Below are 23,787 nucleotides of genomic sequence, written 5' to 3' on the forward strand. Positions count from 1 at the left end.
AGTTACAAATAATAGCCCCTGATCAGGAAACTCATCAGGGGCTATCTTATTTAGAATGACTTAACTTGATAGGGCGTTATATCGGGGTGCTGGCTTTCATTTCCCTTACCTCTGCCAACGCTCTATTTAGGTTCTCATTAGCAATTTTGTAGTAAGACGGCTTTTTATCGATCGCTTGTTGAAGATAAGGAATCGCTTCATCAGGTCGACCTTGGAGAATTAAAAAATACCCGACATTATTCAACGCTTCGGGAGCATCCATATGACGCATAAAAACGTTGATCGCCTTTTTCACATCGCCGGAAGCTAAGTAAATAAGGGCAAGGTTATTCTGAGCTTTCTCATTGTTAGGCTCAATCTCTAACGCCGAACGAGTGTATTGATACGCTTCTTTGTAGTTGCCATACATGTAATGGGAGTAGCCCATGTTCAACAAGGCTTTTACTGAGGTTTTATCGATAGTGAGCGACTTTTTAAAATACTCTTGAGCTATTTGATGCTTACCTTCAACATCCTCCAATACCCCAATTCCCATATAAGCGAGTGCTGGCGACATGCTATCCACCTTCAAGCCAGCAACTTCACTTTGGCTTAACGCTTGGTAATTTTTAGTCGTTTCACTGCTTTTCAAGCGAACTTGATCGGCATTAATCGCTTTAAAAAAATAACTTCGTCCTTCATCGGTGCGGCGCTGCTTGGTATATAGAACCCCAAGTTGCTCCAACACTTCAGTATGCGCCGGATTAAAATCTAGTGCCGCCAAATAGGCTTTTTCAGCGAGCGCGTAGTTGCCTCTCGATGAGTGAATTCGGCCAATCGTAAACAGCGTTTTATCGTGAAACTCTTGCTCAGGGAAAGACAGAGATCGGATGTACTCATAAAGCGCTAGATCGATATTGTTATCTCTCAGCGCCACATCACCACGCATGATCGCTTCTTTTTCACTAACCGGAGGATCGTCACTGGTTAAGGTGTCAATGGGCTTCCCCGAATACAACTCAGCATCAAACTGATTGGTTGGCTCATCAGAAGAAGCACACCCTAAAACTAATAGCGGCAGCAAAAGTAAAACCATTCTGTTCATTAGCATCATAAACCAACTCCTGGCGCACTTAATGCGTCCATAACAATCATCATCCCAGGTCCTAGGGCAACAATAAAAAAACACGGCCAAATAAATAACAACATAGGAAACAACATTTTAGTTGGTATTTTTGCTGCAATCTCTTCCGCAGCTTGTTGGCGCTTATCTCGAAAATCTTCGGTATAGTCTCGTAACGTTTGCGCTAAGCTCCCCCCCATTCTGGAGGCATGTGAGAGCAAAGAGACGAGCCCGTCTAATTCATGAAGGCCAGTCCGTTCGACAAGTTGACTCAAAGCATCTGGCATCGTGACACCCGCCTGAATTTTGGCAAAAACCGTATCCAGCTCATCGGCAAGTTCGGGCTGTGAGATGTATAACTCATTAGCAACTCGTCCCAGCGCCGCATTAAAGCCAAGGCCTGATTCAGTACAAACCACCAAAAGGTCGAGCGCGTCAGGTACCCCATTTCTAATTTTTCTCTGTCTCTCTTTTTGCATTTTACTCAATACAAAGTTGGGTAAAAACGTGCCGACAAAGATACAAGTCACAATCAATAAGTTGTTATAACTGTCACCAATCGCCAGATAAAACACCACGAACGCACAGACAAACCCGATAAGAGCGGAAAGCACTTTGATGGAATAAAAGACTGAAAGCGCACTTTTTTCATGGTATCCAGCGTGCATGAGCTTTTCTGAATAGCTTTCGTTGTCCTTTTTGTTCCCTCGCCCAATAAATGGCGTTAACGACTCCAAGGTATTCGTAAAATCATAAGACTTCCGGCTGCCCGTTTGGCTACCTCCAGAAATCTGTTTTAACTTTTTATCCAACGGTGAACGAGCGCCAACAAAAAGAAAACCAAGAGTGAGGGTAAGTAACATCGTGGTCAGCAAAATCATCCCGTAGAGTAAGGTTTGACTGCTGATCCCGAACTCAGAGAGTGCTTGTTTCCATACTTCTAAATCAAAGAATTCCATAATTTATATCTCGATATTTATTATTTTTCTTATCCACAATGCCCCAATCGCCAACAAGATCACTCCAATACTGACCATCGATATTCCTCTAGGGTCACTGTACAAAGGCTCAATGTATTCAGGGTTTACGAATTTAAGACCGAAAAACAGGGCAAACGGAGAAAGGGTCAGTATCCAAGCAGAAAGGCGACTCTCAGCTGAGAGGGTTTTGATCTTTCTTTCGAGTTTAAAGCGGGCTCTTAATACCTCAGATACTTTTTGCAGATTCTCAGAGAGGTTCCCCCCTGTCTCTTTCTGCAACATGACGGCACTTGAGAAAGCCAACATCGAAACGGTCGGTGCTCGCTCTGTCATTTGCATGATCGCGAGCCTCAAGTCGTAGCCATAATTAAGCAGGTTATAGGTGTTCTTAAACTCAACACCGATCGGCTCAGGCATCTCTTCACCCACCTCATTGAAAGACTGAACCAATGGCTGCCCCGCTTGTAAGGCTCTTCGAATAATATCCAGAGCCTCTGGCAGCTGCTCTTCGAATCGAGCCATCCTGTATGTCACTCTATTTTGGACAAACAGATAAGCGACAACCCAAGCGAAGACGAAAGCGGCTACACAAATGAACCACACTTGATTAAACACTAAAGCCATTAAAGCCAATAAGGTTCCGCACAAAAATACGATGAACAAAAAGCGACTTAACGTAAGGTGGAGACCCGCTAATTCCAGCATACGTTTTAGGTCGGCAAAGAAAGGAATCACAATTAATTTTCGGTCGAGCGGTGATAGCTCTTTGTTGTAGTGCTCTTTTAAGAGCGACAAGCTCTCTTCATCAATATTTCTTTGTGTCTCTTTTAGACGGCGAGATAACTCTTTGTGTTTGGCTTTTTTCCCGGCTGCTGGCAATAACAAGGCTTGCGAAATAAACAACACCGCAACAAACAATAGGACCAGCGAGACAGTTACGTTATCCATAATCCGTTCCTCAGCTATGTGATTCAGTAAAGAGCTCAAAAGGCAGATCAAGACCACGCTTAACCAATTGGTCATGAGACTGAGGCACTACACCGGTTGCGGTGTAATAACCTAAAATATTGCCATGCTCATCGATGCCTTGACGCTGAAAGTGGAAGATCTCAGACATAGTGATGACCTCTCCTTCCATACCATTGATCTCTTGGATACTAACCATACGGCGCTTACCATCTTCTTGCCTTTCCATCTGAACTACTAGATGGATAGCAGAAGCAATCTGCGCTCTGAGATTTTTGGTAGAAATGTTCCAGCCCGCCATCGAAAACATGTTCTCTACACGGCTTAGTGCATCACGAGGGGTGTTGGCGTGAATGGTTGCAAGGGAACCGTCATGCCCGGTATTCATCGCAGCCAACATATCGACCGCTTCACTACCACGCACCTCCCCGACAACGATACGGTCAGGTCGCATACGTAACGTGTTTTTCACTAGCTCTCGCTGACTTATCTCACCTTTTCCTTCAAGGTTTGCCGGACGAGTTTCAAGACGAATAACGTGGGGTTGCTGGAGTTGAAGCTCTGCGGAATCTTCTATTGTGATGATTCGTTGATCTCGTGGGATGAAACCAGAAAAGATATTAAGCGTCGTGGTTTTCCCTGACCCCGTACCGCCTGAAATTAATATATTGAGCTCACCTTTAACGGCCGCTTCGACAAATTTCGCCATTTGCGGAGAGGCTGACTTATATTCCAGCAAGTTGTCCATAGTTAGGCTGTCTACCGCAAAGCGTCGTATGGATACCGATGGGCCATCTAAGGCAAGAGGTGGGATAATTGCATTTACCCGAGAGCCATCGGCCAATCGTGCATCCACCATAGGAGAGGCTTCATCAATTCGACGTCCCACTTGGCTAACAATACGGTCAATGATGTTTCTAAGATGTCGGTCATCCAAAAACGTATAAGGGGTCTTTTCTAACTTACCACCTCGCTCAACGAACACATTTTTAGGCCCATTAACCAAAATATCAGATACGGTTTTATCGGCTAGCAATGGCTCTAAAGGCCCCAAACCAAACACTTCATCTTCGATTTGTTTGATCACTCTTTTCCGGCCTTCCGCACTCAGAGCATGGCTTTGATCGTCTGCCATTAGCTGAACAATCGCTTCATGAAGGTCAACTTTAGCGCGCTCTTTATCAAGGCTTGAAAGCAGACCAAGGTCAAGTGTCTCTAAGAGCTGTTTATGAAAATAGTGCTTAATTGAAAGCTCTTGTTCTAAGACTTTTTTTGCTTCATTAACCGATTTTTCTTGTTCTTCGTTGGCATCTAGCCCTTTAAGAACAACAGAATCACTAACGGCTCCTTGAGGAAAGGCAGCAATGTTCTCGCTTTCTTGTTGCGAAAACTGTTCTACTTTTTTTTCAAACTCCGGATTTATATTTTTTCGTTTAAAGAACATAACGATCCCTCATCTATGCTTAGAACAAACAACCTATGAAAATATCTTTTTGAGCCAACTCTTCTCTTCTTGCTCTGGAGGAGAAAGGATATGAGACAAATCGATGATCGAGCGTGTAATCGAACTCTTCTTTTTTGACTCAACCAATGGTTGACCTAAATTGGCACTCTCCAATGCGACCTTAAAATCGTTAGGCATTAAATGGATATCATGCTTCCCAACGGTTTGTTCTATGTCTGATAACTTAATGGTTTGTCGTTTCTCATAACGATTCACGATGATCTCGATTGCGTCTTGTTGTAACCCGTACTCAAATTTCAGAGTTCTGACTAAACGGTTACTGTTTTTGACCGACACTAAGGTTTGTTGAGTAACGAGTAACACCTTAGTCGCAGGGGAGATAGCCGATGCGAAGATATGATCTAACCCTCGAGAGAAATCGATAACAATGTAGCGATAGAAGCGACGTAATACGGGTAATAACCTCCCAATCTTTTGGGCATGTTCATAATCATCCGCGTTATTTTCATGTTTGAAGCTTAAAACGTGTAACCCCGATGAGTGCTTGTTAACTAAGCTATTCAAAGACATCTCATCCAAATCATTTGAGCTGTCGATAGCATCCGAAATACTGTAGGCCGGGGTGATATTCAAATATTCAGGGATAACACCAAACTGAAGATCTATATCGAGTAAAAGCACTTCATCAGGATGATAACTCGCGATTTCAACAGCTGTATTTAACGCTAAGGTTGTTGCCCCCATTCCACCTTTGGTATTAATAAATAGGAACACTTCACCATAACTAGAGTTTTCGATTTTTTCCGCTGCGGTTTTCTTAAGTAACGGTAAGAGACCAGAGATAGAAATGTCATGAGATAGGAAGTCAGAAGCACCCAGTCTTAGTGCTATTTTCAATGACCCATTGTCACTCTCATCACCAAACACGACCAAAGATAAATCATACTCTTCCAACTGCAAATTGTAGCTTTGCAGATCGACCATTTTCTGAGCCCAACCACCACTCGCTTCGACAAAGATAAGGTCGGGAGTATCTAGGCTTCTCACATATTCTTCGGTCATGCCTAATAATGAAAAAGAGTCGATATGAACATTTCGACAACGTTTCAATTGCTGCCTCATATGAGCATGAAAGTTTTCATTGCTATAGATAAGCCATACATTCAAGTTGGTTTTAAGGCGAATCGCATCGTCTTCATTCGGTAAAATATCAATTGCTTCGCCCATATTACCCACCCTGTATTTGTTCCGGACATCTTGTCCTAGTATTTGTATTGGCTTTGATTACACCTAAATTCTCAGCGGGTAAAATCGTCTCAAACGCAGGTGCCGCAAGAAACCCATTTGTCCCTAAAAAGCTGAGGTTGCTGATCAGCTGAATGCCATAGCCTGTCGCTCTTGCTCGTACAAACTTAATCGCACTAAAATTGGTTTCGAAATCAGAGGTAATTTCAGAGCCAGCAGCATCCAAATACGCCACCTCCAAGTTGCTATCGCTAAACCCCAGTAGTGGAATGTCTTCTACAACAATCCCCGCAATGTTATCGCGGTCTAAGACGTAACAAACGGTCGCTAGCCTTGCCGCTTTTCTCGTCGCCTCGTTAACAATCTGGAGTGAGAATACATAAGCCCCCAAAGCCAAAATCAGAAAAATCAGCAAGAAAACCAACCAAGAAACTATCGTAAACTCGATAATGGCTAAGCCGTTGTGCTTGTTGATTGGTTTCATCAGAAAACCCTCATAACAGACGACACACTTAAGGGAACAGATAAGCTTTCAGATGAAAATGGAATCGATAAAAAGTGAGGAACATAGTCGTAATTAACCGTTACTCTCACATAACTGTCTGCTGAAGGAGGAGTGACAACTACATCAGAAGTTGCAAGGCTAGAAAGTATCGCCGTACCTACAGTGTTCTTACCGTAAACCACAATATTTTGAATTTCCGCAGTAGGAGCTAATGTCCCACCCTTTGTTCCATACACCTCACTTACAGCATAACGAGCTCCGTTTTGAACCGATTTTGAGATGACATTGTAGTGAATTAGGATGTTTCCCAGTTCAAGAACCAACACCAAGAAAAACAGTAATACTGGTGTCGCAATCAACATTTCAATTGCAGCGAGGCCCTGTTGTTTTTTAAAGTTGTTATCCATAACTAAGAGCCTCCTCCATCTGGGTCTTTATACAAAACAATTTTGTAAGGACCTTCAGTTGATGACTCAGCCCCACCAGAACCGCCAGCAACACTGCAAGAATGTATGAATTCACCAAATACTGCAGGAGTACCGGAATTGTTAGTTGGCGCCTTTTGTAATAAGAAGAAGCACCCTATTTTCTGAACGGTAAAACTGGTTACTCCACCACTTTTACCTGAGCAATCGACCATAGGAATAGGAAGAATACGTCGCCATGCTGTACCACCAGACACACAACCAGAGCCCATACTTGCTATACATGCGTTGGTGTCAGCCTCATATTGGGAATAGGTATAAGAGCCATCAAAATCAATATCACCCGTTTTACTGTCTATCTTAATTTCAGAGCTGGGCTCAGTCGTTACATAATCAGATGGGTAATCTGAACTTGATAAGCCGCCACCATAATCACCAAAACGAGTATTTAAACCATCAGCTGTAGGCCCAACCGTTCCCCCAGGCTTGGTAGTAACACTATCGCCAATAGCGACAGAGTAATCATAGTAACCAGCCAAGGCTTCTTTTACCGTGCTACCTCCAGATCCAAAGTCCAGTAGGTGATAATTACCATTTCCCATTTGAGACAGTTTTTTATCGCCCACTTTTAGAGCATGAACTGTACCTACCTCATAACCAAAGACATTGGTAATTGCCTCACCGGTAGCATCATCATAACCATCTTCGTTAATATCGTTATCTGAAGTCCCGTCACCAGTACACACTCCAATGGGTACAATATTATTCACAACTTGCAGTCCTGAGCTTGGTCCTGCAACCGCTGTTGCCGATACGCTTTTTGCTAAACCAAACATCTGAATAAAGAATTCATCCATATCTAATGAGCTGACATTAACTCGAACATATACATCATCATCAGCACCAAACGTAGGGGTCCCCGCAAAGCTTTGAGGGTCGTTAGAGTATTCAACGCTAACCACTGCAGTTGAGAAATCAAATTCATGATTACCAGAAGCCCCCGCCATAGCATTCAATGTTGATGTAACTTCTGCAGATACCGCGGTTTGATCTTTACTGTTATCCAAAATAGTCGCTGCCGCTAACGCCGCTGAGTCAACCGCATTCTGTAAGCGCGTTTTATTCACTAGCATATGGTTGATATCCACGGCTAACGCTGACACAGCAAGGAAGACAAGCAACGCGATAGTCACAAATATGACAACCAATCCGCCCTGTTTTTTAGGTTTTCTTGATACTTGATACAACATAAAGTACCTCCAAACTAATTAAAGCTCTGTAAGACCTGACTATTGCTCTCTGAAAGATCTTCATCGCCTTTACCCACGTAGCTGTCGTAACCAGCCTGCATGCGCTCTCCGGTACCATCAGGTAAAACCTGCAAGTTTTCCTGAGTCGCATTTGGGTTGTATGTTTGCTCCATTTTCAACTTAGCAACCGACTGCCCCAAAGGCGCGTCATTCGCACAACCTACTAATACCAGTGCGAGAAAGACCATCATTGTTCTAATCATATCTATCTCCTTATAAATCATGACCAAATGAACCTTCGCTACCACCATCAGTTGGCGCAATGTCTTTAGCGGAACTTGAATTACTCTTGCCTTCAGAATCAGAAGGCTCAGCAATGTAAGCGCTTCTACCTAACAAGTAATATTCCAGGTCATTAGGGGCAACAAAGGCATCTGTTGGCAATGTGACTTTACTTCTGTCCACTGGTTTAGCGAGTCGAGGAGTAACAAGAATGACAAGCTCTGTTTCTCCCGATACGTATTCTTGACTATTGAAAAGCTGGCCTAGGATCGGCACATCACCAATACCCGGCATTTTGTTGCTGATATCACGCACGTTCTCGCTCAGTAGCCCTGCAATACCGATGGTTTGTCCATCTGCAAGCTCAAGCGTAGAAGAGGCGCTTCGACGTGTAATTGGTGGAATAAAGTAAGTCGCGTTGGTCGAGCCGGGGTCGATAGTCAATGAACTGCTGTTCGCAATTTCACTTACATCAACCGCTAAGTTCAGGTTGATCTTTTTATCACTGAGTACGGTCGGTATAAATTTCAGCCCTACCCCGTATTCTTTGTATTCAATGGTAATCCCATCATCATCCGGAACTGGAATTGGAAATTCACCACCCGCTAGAAACTCGGCCTTAGAGCCACTCAATGCAGTTAAATTCGGCTCTGCTAATACCTTCGCGACACCATTTTGCTTGGCGACATCCAATGCAAAGGTAAATAAGGTATTACTATCGATGAAAGACCCTAGAATCCCGTAATCAGTTGAGGTAGGAATATCGAAGATTGGTGTTGCACCCAGTACACCAGCAGGAACAGATGAAGCTCCCCACGAAAAGTTGGAACCACTGGTTTGGAAGAAGTGGAAATTAGCATCGAACTTTCTCACTAAACTCCGCTGAACCTCGGCGACAGTTACCTCTAACATCACCTGTTGGGCGCCACCGATAGACATTAAGTTGATAACACCAGTTGCAGCAGCTTGCTCACTACCACTCTCTTTAGAATCATCTGCAGCCTGCCCTGCGGCGTAGGTTTCAGCAATTCTCATAGCGACATTCATCTTCTGTTGATTACTGATTTGCCCACTCAACAGCAAGCGATTCTGAGCGCTATGTACCTCGATAGTCTCGTCAGGAAGAAACTCATACAGCTTGGATTTCAGGCTATTAAGATCATGAGTCACCTCGATATTAATAGACTCAATCAACTGGCCTCGAGAATCCCAAGCCATCAAGTTGGTTGCACCTAACTTGTTACCAATCAAAAACACTTCGTTAGATTTCAAAATCACGATGTCCAAAACATCAGGGTCGCCAAGTGAAACCTTGCTCGCTTTACCTGATAACACGACATGCGTCGATTTATGATGCGGAACCGTGACTGTTTTTCCGGTTTGCAATGCAGCAAAACTTACGTTCGAAAAACAAAGCAGGCTCAAAACACACGCTAATATTATTCTCATATCTCACCTCAATCCTTGACGCGCACATTAGATGTTTCCGTACCCTTGATAATGGTCACGCTTGGTCTAGGCACGTATCGACGAACGACTTTCTTCTCAACTTCATGAGGATTTCTTAAGGTAAGCTGAATACTGCCTTTGCTCTTAGCCGTCAGAAGCTTTTCTGCATCTTTGGGGGTCACCTCAAGTGTTACCGCACGAACAATAATGGGGCTGTTTTCTTTGGTTCTGGCGGTCTGGTCTACCGCGAGCACTTTAATGTCTTTCAACACAGTTCGAGTGGCCGCAGAGTTTTTACCGTAGGAAACGGTATTGAGAATATCGACCTTGTTCCCGGGTAATAGAAACCCAGCTACACCGATAACGTCATCGACTCGAATTGTTACCGCTCGTTTATTTTCAGGAATCAAAGCCGCAAGTGTGGAGCCTTCACCAGGAACTGTGAAACGCAGCTTGTGAAGCACCTCTCCGGCATAAATGGTATTAGCGACAACCTGACCAATCAGCTCAGATTTATCCGAATAGTTGTTTTCATTGATCCAATCAACTTCCATCAACTTCGTCGTTAAATACTGCTCTTCAATTATGGTTCCAGCTTCAATTTCTTGAGAGGCCACTACAACCGGGTGACGTTCAACTTCTTCGACTTCTATCGTCGGTTGAACTTGGTTGTCCATCCATTGCTTAGCAAAAAATACAGCCGCTAAGCCGAATACTACGGACAGTAAAAACAATAGGAATACCTGACTCTTATTCATTATTTTCTTCCTCGTGTCCATCAGAGGTAAAGTAGACTTCCCATGCCATGGAAAGAATATCGAAAGTAATAACGGGCGGGAGCTGCTCAAATGAAAGGATATCTTTGCTAATACCAGCGAGATCTTTAGGTAAGCAAGGGAAAAGAGGCACTTTGTAAAGCGTGTGCATTTGAGATAAGCGCTCAAAGAAACCGCTTTGAAGTTCTAGCTCTTTCTCTGCCACAACATTCATCCACAAGGATTCATAGTCACGCAGATTAAGAGGCTTGAATTCGATTTTATAACCCAAGCGACGCAAAAATGCCGGATCACTGATCTTCTCCGGATTTAAGTTAGTAGAGAAAGCGAGGGTCAACACAAATGGCATTGTCACTTGCTGACCATTCGGCAACGAAAGATGATCGAAGTAATATTCCATTGGAACAATCCATCGATTGAGCAGGTTATCGACTGGCATTGGCTGACGCCCGAGGTCATCAATCACCAGAATTCCGTTATTCGCCATCATTTGTAACGGTGCCAACCACACTCGGCTGTTCTCTGAATGATTAACTTCAAGCATATCCATGGTTAGCTCTCCGCCCACCTGAATATTCGGTCTCTCACAATTGAGCCAACGCTTGTCGTACTGATCCTTAAGAGAAACCAATGTTTCACTGCCGTTGTGATCAAGCGGTTTATGGTGTTGCGTAGAGAAAACCTTAATAATGTTACCGAAGGCATAGACTGCATAAGGGATAAAAACTGAAGTGTGTAATGCATTAACTATGCGTGTCGCAACAAATGTTTTACCTGTACCGGCATGCCCATACAAAAGCAGAGCTCGTCCCGAGTTAATTGCCGGGCCTAGCACGGAGATCATTTTGTCTACGCCGTAAACATCACTAAGAGCCGCTTCAACATGTGGTCTGGTCACCAATTCCGCTCGCAAGTCTTGTTGTTTTACAATGTCACTGTATTGAGCAAGTGAAACGGGAACCGGGCCTAAATAAGCATCTCGAGTAAAAGCGAGATCTGCTTCTTCTATGCCCTTTTCTGATAAGGAGTAGCGAACATGACTGTGTGAAGAGGAGTCTAAAGATAAAGCTGAAGTTGGTTGAAAGACTTCAATGAATGATTTCTTTCTAAGTACCGCAAGTCCATTCTCAACAATATGGGTAACCACACACAAATGGTTAGAAAGCTCCAACACATCAGACTTAGGGTAAGCGGATAAGTGTTTAAGTAATAAGTTTTCAATCACAACTTCAGGTATACCAAGCGATTCAATGGAAGTCGGAACCAAAGGAGCTGATATTTGAGGCTTTAAATTACTCGGGGACGGTATCCCTCTAATATCCATATGTTCTCTCCAACACATCGAATTTCAATTTAAATTACGTAAAATAGCTATACATCGCTAAGCCTATAACAACTGAAGGTGCGAAAGGCATCGTCACCTTATTTGAATACCTAGAATGAACCGTTGACACAGTTTTTGTGCTGGTTGACATTCCACTAACTAACATTAGTTTCTCTTCAAAATAACCTTTTACCGTTAGAGACTCGCTGTTCGCACGGTTATAAAGTAAGTAAAACACAGCAATTATTCCCGCGGAAATGATAATATAATAAGTAATATCGAGTAGGTTACCCCATCCAACATATAGCCCTATCACACCCAAAAATTTCACATCGCCAGCAGACATTGCTCTCAAGAAATATAAGATAAGTCCCGAAGAGAAAAAAACAGCCGCCCCAACCAAAGAAGTGCCAAGTGAACCCCAAGTTAATCCACTATTAATCGCAATAATAAAGTACAACAATACAAATAAAATCAGAACCTTATTCGGTATTCGATTTTCTTTCACATCAAATACTGATACCACAACCAATAGCACCCAAAAAACTAGAGATTCACTTATCATTCATTCATATACCTGACACAATTAATTGAAATTTACTGAACAAGGATACAGCTATACCAGAGAATATTGCCCAAGCGAGAAAAACAAGCAAAGCCGCACCGATAATGTATTCGACAATGGTTAGTCCTTTCTGCTTTTTTATTCTCTTAATATTCATAGTTTCTATGGTGCTGTCGTCGTACTAATCGCACCAACAATCGCGCTTAGTTTCGTTGATAACGCACTACCTATTCCACTAAATATAGTTGTCAATCCTAAAACGAGCATAGCAGCACCGATCACATATTCTATGACCGTCAGACCTTCTTCATCATTCATGAATTCTTTAATGTTTTTCAATAAGTTACTCATAAGAATCTCTCCTTGATTTACGTATCAGGTTTTATTTACCTGTAAACTAAATCTAGAGCCGAACCATATATTCGGTTAGGATTTTCTTGCCATTTACTTGCACTTTTTTGTCGCACTTCTAATCTATTTAAATAAACACATTCATCAATACTTCTCTTACTGCTTATTTAAGTATGATACCGGTTTAATAACTATGAATATAATTACACCTTTACTGTCAGATATAGATAGCGACTTTAATTCAATCATCATCAATAAAATAAGTCGTTACTTTCTCATAAAAAACCATAAACAGGACATATCTATAATCAGCCACTTAGATGTAAGGTTAGTATTTTTTATATTGAATAAAACGGATGAACTTCAACTACTTAAAATGGCACTATCTATTTGTGAAAACTTGAACAAGCGAATTGTTATTATTTGTACAGGTCAGATACCTAATAACGTTCGAAATCATAAGAATGTATTCTTCGTAATTGAAACAATCAGTCATCATCTGACCAGTTCATTCGAAGAACTAAAGCATAAAACCCAACACATCTTTGAAGCACATTTCGACCTCGATCGAGACATGAATAACAATAACCAAGAACCGACAAAACAGTTTACTTCTGAAGTTGTTAACTTTGTTATGGATAACATTAACAAGGAAATAAGAGAAACAGACATAGCTGAAAAATGTCACTGCTCAGCAACCTACTTTTCTAAGAAGTTTCATCTACACTTTGGAGTAAGCTTTAGAGACTTTGTGTGCGATAAACGAATCCTGTTAGCCAAGAAGTTAATCGAAGCCGATACCGAATCAAAAATAGCTGTAATTTCTTATCAATGTGGCTACAAGGATGTGTCGTATTTTTCAAGAATTTTTAAGAAAAGGACGGGCGTAACCCCTGCAAGCTATAGACGTGCCTGCACAGATAACAGAAAACGCTAATTTTACTCCCTAAAAGAAAAAATCATGGTACATTTAACATGATTTTAACAAAAATAACCAAAAATAACTTAGCGAAAAACATGGAGTTAGACAATGATTCAGCCTAACGAGTTTAGCCAAGAACAAGCAACAGCTCTCCCTACACCCAATGACATGATTTTAAAATGGGCAGAAGAACGCCCAGATGAAGTCTATTTGAAACAGATTATTAATCGCCAATTTGTCGAATTTACTTATAAAGAAGTAGCAGACAAAGCACTGAAATTGGCGTCAGCATTAGAAGGACTCGGAGCCCAACCTGGCGATCGAGTCGCTCTCGTATCGAAAAACTGTGCAGAATGGTTCATCTGCGATCTTGCCATGATGTTAGGAGATTTTGTCAGCGTCCCAATCTTTCCTACAGCGGGTGCAGACACCATTCAGTACTGTATTGAACACAGTGAAAGTAAAATTGTGATTGCGGGTAAGCTTGACGATCCTAAAGCCACTCAAAAAGTACTTGATGACAATCCGAGCTTAGTGAGTATTTCACTACCATACGACAGTGCAGCGAAGTGCCAACACACTTTCGAACAGCTCATTGATACACATGAACGATCAACCAAACGCCCTCAGCATCACGACGATAAGCTTATGTCACTTGTTTATACATCGGGTACATCAGGGTTACCAAAAGGCGCAATGCTCACGTACGGTGCGTTTACTTGGTCTGTTCAAAGGTTGATTGACCATATTGGGATCCAACCTGGCGATCGCCTGTTTTCTTACCTACCGCTTGCTCATATTACAGAACGCGTTTACATCTTTGGTTCTTCAGTAATGGGGGGCGTGGTTACGGCTTTCCCAGAATCTTTAGACACCTTTATTGATGATGTGAAAATGCATCGCCCTACACTGTTTATTTCAGTTCCTCGCTTATGGACTCTGTTCCAGCAGCGAATCCAAGACAAATTGCCACAGAAGAAACTGAACTTCTTATTGAAGATTCCGTTTATCAACAACATCATTAAGAAGAAGCTTGCTGATGGCTTAGGGTTAGACCAAGCTCGTGTTCTCGGCTGTGGTTCTGCACCTGTATCACCCGCTCTACTCGCATGGTATGAGAGTGTTGGCCTGCACATTACCGAGGCATGGGGCATGACAGAGTCTTTCGCCTACAGCACGCTCAACTACCCATTCAGAGCCGATAAAATTGGTACGGTTGGTAATGCAGGTCCAGGGATCGAACTCAAAATAGCTGAAGATGAAGAGATTCTAGTTCGAGGCAAAGGCTTATTCTCTGGTTACTACAAGAATGATATTGCAACCCAAGAGTCTTTTAACTCGGATGGTTGGCTTCATACCGGTGATATCGGTGATATCGATAGTGAAGGTTACCTAACGATTCGTGGGCGTAAGAAAGATACCTTTAAAACAGCTAAAGGTAAGTTTGTTGCCCCTGTACCAATCGAAAACAAACTGTTTGAGTACAGCCGCGTAGAAATGATGTGTTTGATAGGGCTTGGCCTACCAGGCCCAATCCTACTTGTGGTACCGCATGACTTCCCTAATTTCGATAGAGCTCGCTATGAGAAAACGACAAAGCGCGTTATCGAGAAAATGAACGAGCAGCTCGGTTCACATGAGAAGATCAAAGGTGTATTGATGATTAAGGAACCATGGAGCATTGAGAATGGCGTGTTAACCCCGACTCTCAAAATCAAGCGACATATCCTTGAGCAGAAATACCATGAAGTTGGTCATAACTGGCCGAAAGATAAATTGGTGGTTTGGGAAGAATAACCATGACTTCCACCTAACACTGAATAAAGAGTGCTACTAAACTGAAACTAGCACTAAGAGGGAGCTTGAGAGCTCCCTCTTTTTATATGACCCACTTTCTGTTGGCCTTTCTTCCTATTGACCGTTTTTCTACTGACAGCCTTATTGCAAGTAAACCGACCCGCAGACAACTATTACAAGGTTAACCTGATAATTACGTCTAACATCTCATCAAAACAAGGACCTAGCGCCTCTTCATCGATGGCATGACAATACACTCCTTCAAGCTGAGCAGGGTCATAATCCGCACTAAGATCAGGATCATCTAATAGCGCACTAGAATTCGCCATCCGTAGCAATAAGTCTTCACCAAACTCGCTATCAGGTCCTGTCGCTGATGTTAGAGATGAACCTAACCCTAACGTAAATACATAAATATCTTCCGTTCTGGCTTTTTCCGCAATATCTTCGACGAGATTACGCGCAACCCGATTTACACGGGTATACAAATCATTCGCTGAATGACTATCTGGATCATATTGCGCGACTGGACGCAACGCATGAGACGGATTTAGAATGTTGAACTCGGTGGCGCTTGAATCATGAGTCGTGTAGTACTGGGGCATCTCACTGATATGGTCATCAATATCATTTCCCTCATAGCCACCAGATAAAGTGGTGGCTATCGAGTCATGCCTCCAAAGCCCTCTCGGCGTACCACTGGAACCATCGCTTGATCGAATAGCGCCCGTATGTGAATCCCCGTCCTCAAAATCAAACGTGGTTGCAAAGGTGTTTGGTGCTCCATCGGTAAAGAACACGATCACTTTCAAATTTGCCGGATCAGTCACCGTTCTCAGTTCATTCAGAGCTCGATACATCCCTTCCGATGCATTGGTATATTGTGCGTTCGAGGTACTACCAAAGTTAAAGCTATCAATTTCAGATTTGATAGTGCTTCGACTGTGTCCTCGAGTCGATGTGAACCCAACAGGTACCTCTGCCCCAAACGCAAATTTCACCAACGAGATACGATCAAAACCTTCATGAAAATTCTCAACGAATGACTTAGACCTATCGATGACATCTTGAGTCACGTCGCCGATACTCCCTAACCTCAAAGATGTTGTGTTATCAATCACTAACACTAAATCTACAGGGCGGCGGATCGACTGTGCGGATACACCAGGGTTAAACGTGTCTAGCCCTATCAATGGCAAAAAGACAGTGGGCACTTGCGCTGTTGCTGAGATATCGATAGAGATATTACCAAACGAATCATTAGCGAAATTGACTGCGCCTAAGCTAGGAGTGGCTGAATAGAAGTCTGCGGGGATATTAGCTGCAAAATATTTTTGAGCAGCTGCCCGTCCAGCATCTTCGCCATTAGCGACCGCCCTTGCAGCCGCAATGCTGGCTGCATCGACCGCGGCAAATAATTTCGACTTAACAATATAAGCTCGACCAGCATCAACAGAAAGACCAACAACTAAGAGTATAAAAGGCAGCGCAATAATTGACATCAAAGCCACTAACCCACGACTGTAACGATATTTGATTGGGGTTCCCTTATCCATATCGACCTCCCTTACATATATGTTGTGTCGCTCAGAATGTATTCATCATCAAACACTCGACTAAAAATAGGCGAGTAGTCGTAAAAGACTTCAACGCTGTACACAATCTCTCCATCATCAAGTGCAACCGCTAAGTTGTTAACAACAGGAGGATCATCAGCATCCACATCCGAGCACTCTCCATCATTGGCCCAATTGCTGCAGCTCGCCCAAATAGCACTGTTTTTACTTAACCCGTGCTGGTTCCATCGATACTGACTTTTAATGTATGGAGAAGCATCTTCTTGACCGACCAACTCAGTAATGTAAATAACGCCGTCTTGCGTTAAATCCAAAGTGCCTGATGTTGTCGCTATGATGTCCATGACTTCTTGTGGGGTATCAGTGTTACTTCGCGAGATAATGTTTCCACCTTCTCGACTGATACTGATAATAACGTGGTTAGCTTGAATGAGATGTGTTATGTCGACAGCCGCCACGATCAGTAGCATAAATAAAGGCGCTATCAACGTCATTTCGATTGCTGCAAAACCTTTCTGAGCGGCTTTTTTCAATTTAAAAGGAAACATCCAGTCCCTCCCTAAAAAGCTTCGTTTTTCATCGCTGCGCTGACGGTAAATTTGAATTTTCCATCATCGAGCAAAACATACATATAGGGATTTACAGATGGCCACTCACAATCAAGATGAATAGAAATAATGTCTCCAGAACCGCCAAAGCCGGTGATTGCATTACCATAGACATCTTCAACACGTATATTCTGAACATCCATCACTTTATCGAGTAAACCGCTCGACGATTGAGAGATTTTTTCCAAGATAGCCGCTTCGCGATCACTCGATGAGTCAGGATCCAAGTCAGAACGACCTGTAATGGCATATCTTGCCCCCTCCCTTGCCGAGTGTTGCATGGTCAGTTTAACGAACCCATAAATACCAAGGTCAACAACCGTTAAAAAAAGCGCAAAAAACAGGCTCACCACAATCGTAAATTCGATAATAGCGATACCTTTTATTTTGGATTTTAGACCGCTTCGATAGCGGTTACCTTCTGAACCTCTTGAAATAAATTTCATACAGCCCCCACCCTTTCGTCTTTCTATTCACCCTATCTAGCCCAATAGAATCCTAGGAGATATAGAAAGACTCAACATTACAGATATAGAATTGATAAATGAGTTATTCAAGCAGCATTCAATTAATCAATTTCAACACTATTAATACGGAGGTGGATTCAAACTGTTTTTTGTTTAATTTAATTTAATTCAATTGCTTATATAAAATTAAAGGTTCTAATAAAACATAGTAATTTAATTTTCATTTATTAATCCCAAAAATAACTGTCTGTTTTATATCCATTAGACAAAGAAAGGAAAAAAACATTATGACGCTTGTTTTTATATAAATCAGAGTTAAAGTCTCAAAAATAAGACAACGTAAATTGAAAAATAAGCATTTAGTTTAGTAGGAATGGATTTTTATAAGTACTCGATGATTAATGGGTAAAGTCAGGCTGGATTAAGCGAGTACAAATGAATATTGTGGCCGAGATAGAACCAGCGAAACTAGCCTTCACGCTAATGGATACATAAGTCATGATTATAAACATTTAGTATAATCAGAAGCATCGTTATTCTCTTACTCTATATCTTCTTTCATCCTACGACTCAGCTGTTCTGCACATAAAACCTTATTCTGTTTCGCCTTAGCCTTACCTCCTTTGATCTTATTATTTTTAAACAACTTAGTCCCATAAAATCTTGTCCAACGGATTAATGCTTCCATAATTACTCTCTTGTATTTGCCATCGTTCTGTCGTTATTATGAAAACAACCTGTTCGATAAGCGAACAACCATTTCTAACAAGAACTATAAGAAGACGTTATGGATAATAGACTACGCCACCTTTCCTGACTTCGTTACTTCGAAGTCGCAGCTCGCTTGAGTAGCTACAGCAAGGCAGCAGAAGAGCTCTTTGTTAGCCAAGCTGCTGTCAGCCAAAAGATCCGTCAGTTAGAGGAACAACTAGAGTGCAAGCTGTTCATTAGGAAAGGGCGTGAAATGGCATTGACTAAAGAGGGTCGGACTCTCTTCCAACATGTGTCAGATGGATTTAAAGAGCTTGTTGTCGGGTTGAACAAGATCCAGTCTGAACCCTTACAAGGCGTTATCGTGGTTCGAAGTCTGCCATCTTTTGCATCGCGTTGGCTATTACCTCGGTTGTGGAAGTTTTCAGTCAAACACCCCGAAATACCAATCAAACTCCTCACCGAGAATGATACTCCTAAACTAAAATATGATGAGATTGACGTCGCGATTCTTCAAGGTGAGGATCTCCCTGTTGAGCAAGGTCTATCGCTTGAAGTCCTAATCAATGAACCTTTATATCCCTTTTGCTCACCTGCTCTTGCTAACTCTTTGAAGTTTTCGTCACCAGAACAGCTTCTAAAGTGTTGGCTGATCCAATTTAAAGGGGGGCACTATCTTTGGGAGGAGTGGTTCAAACGAGTAAATGTTCCAATCAAAAGTAGTACTGTCCAATGGGTAGAAGTAGGCACATTTGATATGGGTCTAACCACAGTCATGGCGGGTCACGGGGTTTGCCTAGCTACAGACAGCTTGGCTGGTGACTTCATCGAACGCGGCTTACTAGTGAAACCCTTTGATATAGGCATGACACCTGGGGTTCAAGTTAACTTATGTTTTGACCCTAGCTCGCCGAGGAAAGAACGTATTGAGGCATTTACTGAGTGGTTGCATGAAGAAGTGTCTGAAATATCTAAGAGCTAACTTTGGCTTTTGCTTTGGCTTTGCAAAGATAACTCAGCATTACTTATCACACTCCGCGTTCACGTAACTCCTTTTATATAGATAGAGTTACGTGCGTGAAGTTTATTTACTCCCAAAAAGATTTTTTCATCTCTTCATTAGCCTGCTCTCGGGTAATACCAACATCTTCAAGTAAATGATCCGATAGCTCTGCTAGGTGTTTTCTCGTCCTACGATTCTGAAGATAAATCCTAAATTTAGAATAGAATTTCTTACCTGATAATGATGATAAGAATGAATGATGAGTATTTGATGTCGTTGTTATCGTGTTCATAATCGCTCTCCTATTGACGCTTTGCTTTCTTATGGTCAATAATCGACCAGTGACGCATTAGCGACAAACGATAGATACTGGTACTCAGTTAAGGAAAACTAATGTGAGAGAGCGAACGCCACCATTCCAAGGGATCTACTATTTTTATACTGCGGCTGAAACTGGCAGTTTCAAGCTCGCAGCAGAAAAGCTATTTGTCACGGCTGCAGCAGTCAGCCAACAAATTCGCCAACTTGAAGAATGGTTAGGCGCAGACCTGTTTATTCGCCAGCACCGAAAAATAGTATTAACTCATGAAGGTGAAGTGCTCTATCTACAAGCGAAGAAAGGCTTTGCTCATATTCAAGATGGAGTAAGACGAATAAACCAAGACCCCAACCCCACTCAGTTATCGATTTCGACCGTACCCTCTTTTGCACAACATTGGTTAGTGCCTAGAATTGGCGACTTCCGCGACCGTCACCCAGATTTATCTATGTTAATAGAACCGACCAACAAACTGGTTACCTTTGAAGACTCAGCTGTCGATGTCTGTGTTCGATATGGTCATGGTAACTACCCAAATATTGAATCACGTTGGTTAATGGACGAAGTTGTTTACCCTGTCTGTCATCCTATCTATCAAGAAAAATATGGAATCTATGACATCAGCGATCTGCATAAAGCAGAGTTAATTGAAGACCGTTGGCCTGATATGGATTGGAATCTATGGTTAGACGTTGCTGGGGCGAAGGCAGGACGTTCATCATTGCAATTTGACGGCTCACATTTTGTTTTAGAGGGTGCATTATCCGTTCAGGGCGTTGCCTTGGTTAAGCACAGCTTGGTGTATCGCTATTTGCAGGAAAAGAAACTCGTCCGAATCGGTAATATCGCGCTGAAGCCTAAATACAATTACTTTTTATGCGCGCCTCCAGGTTACTTCCATCGAGAGAAGATAAAACGTTTCGAAGAATGGATGCAGGCTCAGGTTAAATTATTTGGTGATACAGGTAGAGAAGAGCTTTCGATTATCCACACCGATTACGAACTCAAATGGTCGGATAATTCATAAAGCGAAACTGGTATACTTAGCTCAAATAAATGGCGAGAACATCTCATGACACAAGACAATAATCCACTTCACGGTATCACTCTACAGAAGCTACTGACTGAATTAGTTGAACATTACGGTTGGGAAGAGTTGAGTTACATGGTGAACATCAACTGCTTTAAAAAAGACCCGAGCATTAAATCGAGCTTAAAATTTTTGCGTAAAACAGATTGGGCTCGTACCAAGGTAGAGCAGATTTACATCGACTTAAAGCGTTAATCTCTCCCTACTTTATCTGTCCCGTGTTGATTAAATACGGGACAACCCCTGTGTCTACTTTTTAGGGGCCATATCAATATCAATATCACATCTCGCATCTCGCATCTCGCATCTCGCATCTCGCATCTCGCATCTCGCATCTCGCAGTATGTTACAAGCAATAAAAAGCCCCGCAAGCTTTCACTTGCGGGGCTTTTTTAGCTAATTGAGAAAAGGGCTAATTACTTACCAGCTTCTTTTTCTGCTTTAACTTTTGCAATCACTTCGTCAGCAACGTTAGTTGGACATGGTGCGTATTGTGCGAATTCCATAGAGAATTGGCCACGACCAGAAGTGATAGTACGTAGGTGACCGATGTAGCCGAACATCTCAGAAAGAGGTACGTCAGCTTTAATACGAACACCAGTAACGCCAGCTTGTTGATCTTTGATCATGCCACGACGACGGTTAAGGTCACCGATAACATCACCAACGTGATCGTCTGGAGTGAACACGTCAACGTTCATGATTGGCTCAAGAAGTTGCGCGCCAGCTTTAGGCATAGATTGACGGAATGCGCCTTTCGCTGCGATTTCAAATGCGATAGCAGATGAATCGACTGCGTGGAAACCACCATCGAAAAGTTCAACTTCAACGTCTAGAGTTGGGAAGCCAGCTAGTACGCCGTTTTCCATCATAGATGCGAAGCCTTTCTCAACTGCAGGCCAGAATTCTTTAGGAACGTTACCGCCCACAACTACAGAGTTGAACTTGAAGCCAGAACCTGCTTCGCCTGGTTTGATACGGTAATCGATCTTACCGAATTGACCAGAACCACCAGATTGCTTCTTGTGCGTGTAGCTATCTTCAATTGCTTGAGTGATAGTTTCACGGTAAGCAACTTGAGGAGCACCTACAGTTAGGTCAACGCCGTATGTACGCTTAAGGATATCTACCTTGATGTCTAGGTGAAGTTCACCCATACCTTTCAGGATAGTTTCGCCAGTCTCTTCGTCAGTCTCAACTTGGAAAGATGGATCTTCTGCAACCATTTTACCGATAGCGATACCCATTTTCTCAGAACCGCCTTTATCTTTTGGAGATACAGCGATTGAGATTACTGGAGTTGGGAATACCATTGGCTCAAGCGTTACTTGGTGCTTAGGATCACATAGAGTGTGACCAGTTTGCACGTTCTTCATACCAACGATCGCAATGATGTCACCAGCTTGTGCGCTAGTTAGTTCGTTACGGTCATCAGCTTGCATCTCAACCATACGGCCAACACGTTCAGTCTTGCCAGTGAATGAGTTAAGAATCGTGTCACCTTTGTTCAGTTTACCAGAGTAAATACGAACGAAAGTTAGAGCACCGAAGCGGTCATCCATGATTTTGAATGCAAGCGCTTTGAAAGTCTCATCTGTAGAAACGATAGCGTGTTCGCCAGTTTCTTCACCGTTCTCATCCATTAGAGGCTGAGGGTCAACTTCAGTTGGTGCTGGTAGGTAATCTACTACAGCATCAAGGATAAGTTGCATACCTTTGTTCTTGAACGCAGAACCACAGAACGTTGGGAAGAATGCGATATCACGAGTACCTTTACGGATACAACGCTTAACGTCTTCAATAGAAGGCTCTTCACCTTCCATGTAAGCTTCCATTAGGTCATCGTCTTGCTCTACAGCAGTTTCGATTAGCTCTTCACGGTATTGCTCAACGTCATCAACCATGTCCGCTGGAACATCTTTGATTTCGTAGTTTTCAGGAAGACCAGTGTCATCCCAAACGTATGCTTTACGGCTTAGTAGGTCTACAACACCAACGAACTCGTCTTCACGGCCGATTGGTAGAACCATTACTAGAGGAGTTGCACCTAGAACGTTTTTAACTTGGTCAACAACGTTGTAGAAGTCTGCACCCATACGGTCTAGTTTGTTAACGAAGATCAGACGAGATACTTCTGATTCGTTAGCGTAGCGCCAGTTAGTTTCTGATTGAGGTTCAACACCACCAGAACCACAGAATACACCGATACCGCCATCAAGAACTTTAAGAGAACGGTATACTTCAACTGTGAAGTCAACGTGTCCAGGAGTATCGATAACGTTTAGACGGTGATCGTTCCAAAAACAGCTTACAGCTGCTGATTGGATAGTAATACCGCGCTCAGCTTCCTGTTCCATGAAGTCAGTCGTTGATTCGCCATCATGTACTTCACCAGTCTTGTGGATTTGACCAGTTAGCTTAAGGATACGCTCAGTGGTAGTTGTTTTACCCGCATCAACGTGCGCGAAAATACCAATGTTTCTGTATTTCGATAAATCTGCCATTGTCTTACTCTGTTAATAGGATATAAAATGCGCGCAGAGTATATCACAATCTGTGAAGACTGATAGCTTTGCATGCATTTGGGACTAAAAAACTTTGCCTTTTT

The 23,787-nt window shown here is 42.5% G+C and carries 23 protein-coding genes and 2 pseudogenes; 5 read left to right on the plus strand and 20 right to left on the minus strand.

From position 1 onward, the window contains the following. Positions 1–76 precede the first annotated feature (76 nt). The 14 genes and pseudogenes from AB6D93_RS05295 to AB6D93_RS05360 form a co-directional block, all read right to left on the minus strand. Positions 77–1,093, minus strand: coding sequence for a lipopolysaccharide assembly protein LapB (locus AB6D93_RS05295; RefSeq protein ID WP_017063313.1), 1,017 nt, complete (start codon positions 1,091–1,093; stop codon positions 77–79). Beyond that, positions 1,090–2,061: a type II secretion system F family protein gene (locus tag AB6D93_RS05300; RefSeq protein WP_017063312.1), complete on the minus strand. Its 972-nt coding sequence runs from the start codon at positions 2,059–2,061 to the stop codon at positions 1,090–1,092. The genes AB6D93_RS05295 and AB6D93_RS05300 overlap by 4 nt, the downstream gene beginning before the upstream one ends. Before the next feature lie 3 nt (positions 2,062–2,064). Continuing rightward, positions 2,065–3,030 carry a type II secretion system F family protein gene (locus AB6D93_RS05305; protein WP_017063311.1) on the minus strand — a complete coding sequence of 322 codons (966 nt, stop codon included), beginning with the start codon at positions 3,028–3,030 and terminating at the stop codon, positions 2,065–2,067. A gap of 10 nt (positions 3,031–3,040) precedes the next feature. Further along, positions 3,041–4,351 (minus strand): annotated as a pseudogene (locus tag AB6D93_RS05310) (CpaF family protein); the annotation flags it as partial. Between the two features lie 174 nt (positions 4,352–4,525). Next, a complete protein-coding gene (locus tag AB6D93_RS05315) occupies positions 4,526–5,740 on the minus strand; it encodes an AAA family ATPase (RefSeq protein WP_017063309.1) in 1,215 nt (404 codons plus the stop codon). 1 nt (position 5,741) lies between these two features. Then, on the minus strand, positions 5,742–6,242 hold the full coding sequence (locus AB6D93_RS05320) for a TadE/TadG family type IV pilus assembly protein (RefSeq protein WP_017063308.1): 501 nt from the start codon (positions 6,240–6,242) through the stop codon (positions 5,742–5,744). After that, positions 6,242–6,670, minus strand: coding sequence for a TadE/TadG family type IV pilus assembly protein (locus tag AB6D93_RS05325; RefSeq protein WP_017063307.1), 429 nt, complete (start codon positions 6,668–6,670; stop codon positions 6,242–6,244). The genes AB6D93_RS05320 and AB6D93_RS05325 overlap by 1 nt, the downstream gene beginning before the upstream one ends. Positions 6,671–6,672: 2 nt before the next feature. Continuing rightward, the gene (locus AB6D93_RS05330) at positions 6,673–7,938 is read right to left on the minus strand and encodes a Tad domain-containing protein (protein ID WP_017070364.1); all 1,266 of its coding nucleotides are present in this window, start codon (positions 7,936–7,938) and stop codon (positions 6,673–6,675) included. Positions 7,939–7,952: 14 nt separating this feature from the next. Next, positions 7,953–8,222 (minus strand): hypothetical protein, encoded by a 270-nt coding sequence (locus AB6D93_RS05335; protein WP_017063305.1) that lies wholly within the window; start codon positions 8,220–8,222, stop codon positions 7,953–7,955. Further along, positions 8,212–9,669: a type II and III secretion system protein family protein gene (locus tag AB6D93_RS05340; RefSeq protein ID WP_102331950.1), complete on the minus strand. Its 1,458-nt coding sequence runs from the start codon at positions 9,667–9,669 to the stop codon at positions 8,212–8,214. Before AB6D93_RS05340 ends, AB6D93_RS05335 begins: the two co-directional genes overlap by 11 nt. Positions 9,670–9,677: 8 nt before the next feature. Continuing rightward, positions 9,678–10,427, minus strand: coding sequence for a Flp pilus assembly protein CpaB (gene cpaB, locus AB6D93_RS05345; RefSeq protein WP_102331949.1), 750 nt, complete (start codon positions 10,425–10,427; stop codon positions 9,678–9,680). Beyond that, a complete protein-coding gene (locus AB6D93_RS05350) occupies positions 10,420–11,769 on the minus strand; it encodes an AAA family ATPase (protein ID WP_102331948.1) in 1,350 nt (449 codons plus the stop codon). The genes cpaB and AB6D93_RS05350 overlap by 8 nt, the downstream gene beginning before the upstream one ends. A gap of 34 nt (positions 11,770–11,803) precedes the next feature. Then, entirely contained in the window at positions 11,804–12,334 is a 531-nt protein-coding gene (locus AB6D93_RS05355; RefSeq protein WP_017063301.1) for a prepilin peptidase, read from the minus strand. 162 nt (positions 12,335–12,496) lie between these two features. Further along, complete coding sequence (locus AB6D93_RS05360; protein ID WP_017063299.1) at positions 12,497–12,685, minus strand: Flp family type IVb pilin; 189 nt, start codon at positions 12,683–12,685, stop codon at positions 12,497–12,499. A gap of 193 nt (positions 12,686–12,878) precedes the next feature. Between AB6D93_RS05360 and AB6D93_RS05365 the strand changes: the two genes are divergently transcribed. Continuing rightward, complete coding sequence (locus AB6D93_RS05365) at positions 12,879–13,622, plus strand: AraC family transcriptional regulator (protein WP_017068214.1); 744 nt, start codon at positions 12,879–12,881, stop codon at positions 13,620–13,622. A 93-nt stretch (positions 13,623–13,715) separates the two neighbouring features. Beyond that, positions 13,716–15,404: an AMP-binding protein gene (locus AB6D93_RS05370; RefSeq protein ID WP_017068215.1), complete on the plus strand. Its 1,689-nt coding sequence runs from the start codon at positions 13,716–13,718 to the stop codon at positions 15,402–15,404. Positions 15,405–15,577: 173 nt separating this feature from the next. Here AB6D93_RS05370 and AB6D93_RS05375 read toward each other — a convergent pair whose 3' ends face one another. From AB6D93_RS05375 to AB6D93_RS05390, 4 genes are all read right to left on the minus strand, one after another. Further along, positions 15,578–16,960 carry a VWA domain-containing protein gene (locus AB6D93_RS05375; RefSeq protein WP_017063296.1) on the minus strand — a complete coding sequence of 461 codons (1,383 nt, stop codon included), beginning with the start codon at positions 16,958–16,960 and terminating at the stop codon, positions 15,578–15,580. An 11-nt stretch (positions 16,961–16,971) separates the two neighbouring features. Beyond that, positions 16,972–17,529 (minus strand): TadE/TadG family type IV pilus assembly protein, encoded by a 558-nt coding sequence (locus AB6D93_RS05380; protein ID WP_017063295.1) that lies wholly within the window; start codon positions 17,527–17,529, stop codon positions 16,972–16,974. Between the two features lie 11 nt (positions 17,530–17,540). Next, positions 17,541–18,035 carry a TadE family protein gene (locus AB6D93_RS05385; protein WP_017063294.1) on the minus strand — a complete coding sequence of 165 codons (495 nt, stop codon included), beginning with the start codon at positions 18,033–18,035 and terminating at the stop codon, positions 17,541–17,543. Positions 18,036–18,597: 562 nt separating this feature from the next. Next, the gene (locus tag AB6D93_RS05390; RefSeq protein WP_170967431.1) at positions 18,598–18,744 is read right to left on the minus strand and encodes a hypothetical protein; all 147 of its coding nucleotides are present in this window, start codon (positions 18,742–18,744) and stop codon (positions 18,598–18,600) included. Between the two features lie 99 nt (positions 18,745–18,843). On the opposite strand from AB6D93_RS05390, the pseudogene AB6D93_RS05395 reads away from it, so the two are divergent. Beyond that, a pseudogene (locus AB6D93_RS05395) lies at positions 18,844–19,749 on the plus strand (LysR substrate-binding domain-containing protein). Positions 19,750–19,855: 106 nt separating this feature from the next. Here AB6D93_RS05395 and AB6D93_RS05400 read toward each other — a convergent pair. Beyond that, positions 19,856–20,062: a DUF1127 domain-containing protein gene (locus tag AB6D93_RS05400; RefSeq protein ID WP_102331947.1), complete on the minus strand. Its 207-nt coding sequence runs from the start codon at positions 20,060–20,062 to the stop codon at positions 19,856–19,858. 103 nt (positions 20,063–20,165) lie between these two features. Between AB6D93_RS05400 and AB6D93_RS05405 the strand changes: the two genes are divergently transcribed. Together AB6D93_RS05405 and AB6D93_RS05410 are read left to right on the plus strand one after the other, a co-directional pair. Next, positions 20,166–21,116, plus strand: coding sequence for a LysR substrate-binding domain-containing protein (locus tag AB6D93_RS05405; RefSeq protein ID WP_017068220.1), 951 nt, complete (start codon positions 20,166–20,168; stop codon positions 21,114–21,116). A 45-nt stretch (positions 21,117–21,161) separates the two neighbouring features. Continuing rightward, positions 21,162–21,374, plus strand: coding sequence for a VF530 family DNA-binding protein (locus tag AB6D93_RS05410; protein WP_012604684.1), 213 nt, complete (start codon positions 21,162–21,164; stop codon positions 21,372–21,374). A gap of 221 nt (positions 21,375–21,595) precedes the next feature. Here AB6D93_RS05410 and fusA read toward each other — a convergent pair whose 3' ends face one another. Next, positions 21,596–23,683, minus strand: a complete 2,088-nt coding sequence (fusA, locus tag AB6D93_RS05415) for an elongation factor G (RefSeq protein WP_017058825.1) — start codon at positions 23,681–23,683, stop codon at positions 21,596–21,598. Positions 23,684–23,787 lie beyond the last annotated feature (104 nt).

Origin of the sequence: Vibrio sp. 10N.247.310.23, from assembly GCF_041467155.1 — a bacterium.
GTDB classification, from domain to species: Bacteria; Pseudomonadota; Gammaproteobacteria; order Enterobacterales; family Vibrionaceae; genus Vibrio; species Vibrio crassostreae_C.

Excerpts from the sequence above, each read along its gene's own strand:
- AB6D93_RS05295 (WP_017063313.1), bottom strand. The coding sequence starts at position 1,093 with ATGATGCTAATGAACAGAATGGTTTTACTTTTGCTGCCGCTATTAGTT.
- AB6D93_RS05300 (WP_017063312.1), bottom strand. The coding sequence starts at position 2,061 with ATGGAATTCTTTGATTTAGAAGTATGGAAACAAGCACTCTCTGAGTTC.
- AB6D93_RS05305 (WP_017063311.1), bottom strand. The coding sequence starts at position 3,030 with ATGGATAACGTAACTGTCTCGCTGGTCCTATTGTTTGTTGCGGTGTTG.
- AB6D93_RS05315 (WP_017063309.1), bottom strand. The coding sequence starts at position 5,740 with ATGGGCGAAGCAATTGATATTTTACCGAATGAAGACGATGCGATTCGC.
- AB6D93_RS05320 (WP_017063308.1), bottom strand. The coding sequence starts at position 6,242 with ATGAAACCAATCAACAAGCACAACGGCTTAGCCATTATCGAGTTTACG.
- AB6D93_RS05325 (WP_017063307.1), bottom strand. The coding sequence starts at position 6,670 with ATGGATAACAACTTTAAAAAACAACAGGGCCTCGCTGCAATTGAAATG.
- AB6D93_RS05330 (WP_017070364.1), bottom strand. The coding sequence starts at position 7,938 with ATGTTGTATCAAGTATCAAGAAAACCTAAAAAACAGGGCGGATTGGTT.
- AB6D93_RS05335 (WP_017063305.1), bottom strand. The coding sequence starts at position 8,222 with ATGATTTATAAGGAGATAGATATGATTAGAACAATGATGGTCTTTCTC.
- AB6D93_RS05340 (WP_102331950.1), bottom strand. The coding sequence starts at position 9,669 with ATGAGAATAATATTAGCGTGTGTTTTGAGCCTGCTTTGTTTTTCGAAC.
- cpaB (WP_102331949.1), bottom strand. The coding sequence starts at position 10,427 with ATGAATAAGAGTCAGGTATTCCTATTGTTTTTACTGTCCGTAGTATTC.
- AB6D93_RS05350 (WP_102331948.1), bottom strand. The coding sequence starts at position 11,769 with ATGGATATTAGAGGGATACCGTCCCCGAGTAATTTAAAGCCTCAAATA.
- AB6D93_RS05355 (WP_017063301.1), bottom strand. The coding sequence starts at position 12,334 with ATGATAAGTGAATCTCTAGTTTTTTGGGTGCTATTGGTTGTGGTATCA.
- AB6D93_RS05360 (WP_017063299.1), bottom strand. The coding sequence starts at position 12,685 with ATGAGTAACTTATTGAAAAACATTAAAGAATTCATGAATGATGAAGAA.
- AB6D93_RS05365 (WP_017068214.1), top strand. The coding sequence starts at position 12,879 with ATGAATATAATTACACCTTTACTGTCAGATATAGATAGCGACTTTAAT.
- AB6D93_RS05370 (WP_017068215.1), top strand. The coding sequence starts at position 13,716 with ATGATTCAGCCTAACGAGTTTAGCCAAGAACAAGCAACAGCTCTCCCT.
- AB6D93_RS05375 (WP_017063296.1), bottom strand. The coding sequence starts at position 16,960 with ATGGATAAGGGAACCCCAATCAAATATCGTTACAGTCGTGGGTTAGTG.
- AB6D93_RS05380 (WP_017063295.1), bottom strand. The coding sequence starts at position 17,529 with ATGTTTCCTTTTAAATTGAAAAAAGCCGCTCAGAAAGGTTTTGCAGCA.
- AB6D93_RS05385 (WP_017063294.1), bottom strand. The coding sequence starts at position 18,035 with ATGAAATTTATTTCAAGAGGTTCAGAAGGTAACCGCTATCGAAGCGGT.
- AB6D93_RS05390 (WP_170967431.1), bottom strand. The coding sequence starts at position 18,744 with ATGGAAGCATTAATCCGTTGGACAAGATTTTATGGGACTAAGTTGTTT.
- AB6D93_RS05400 (WP_102331947.1), bottom strand. The coding sequence starts at position 20,062 with ATGAACACGATAACAACGACATCAAATACTCATCATTCATTCTTATCA.
- AB6D93_RS05410 (WP_012604684.1), top strand. The coding sequence starts at position 21,162 with ATGACACAAGACAATAATCCACTTCACGGTATCACTCTACAGAAGCTA.
- fusA (WP_017058825.1), bottom strand. The coding sequence starts at position 23,683 with ATGGCAGATTTATCGAAATACAGAAACATTGGTATTTTCGCGCACGTT.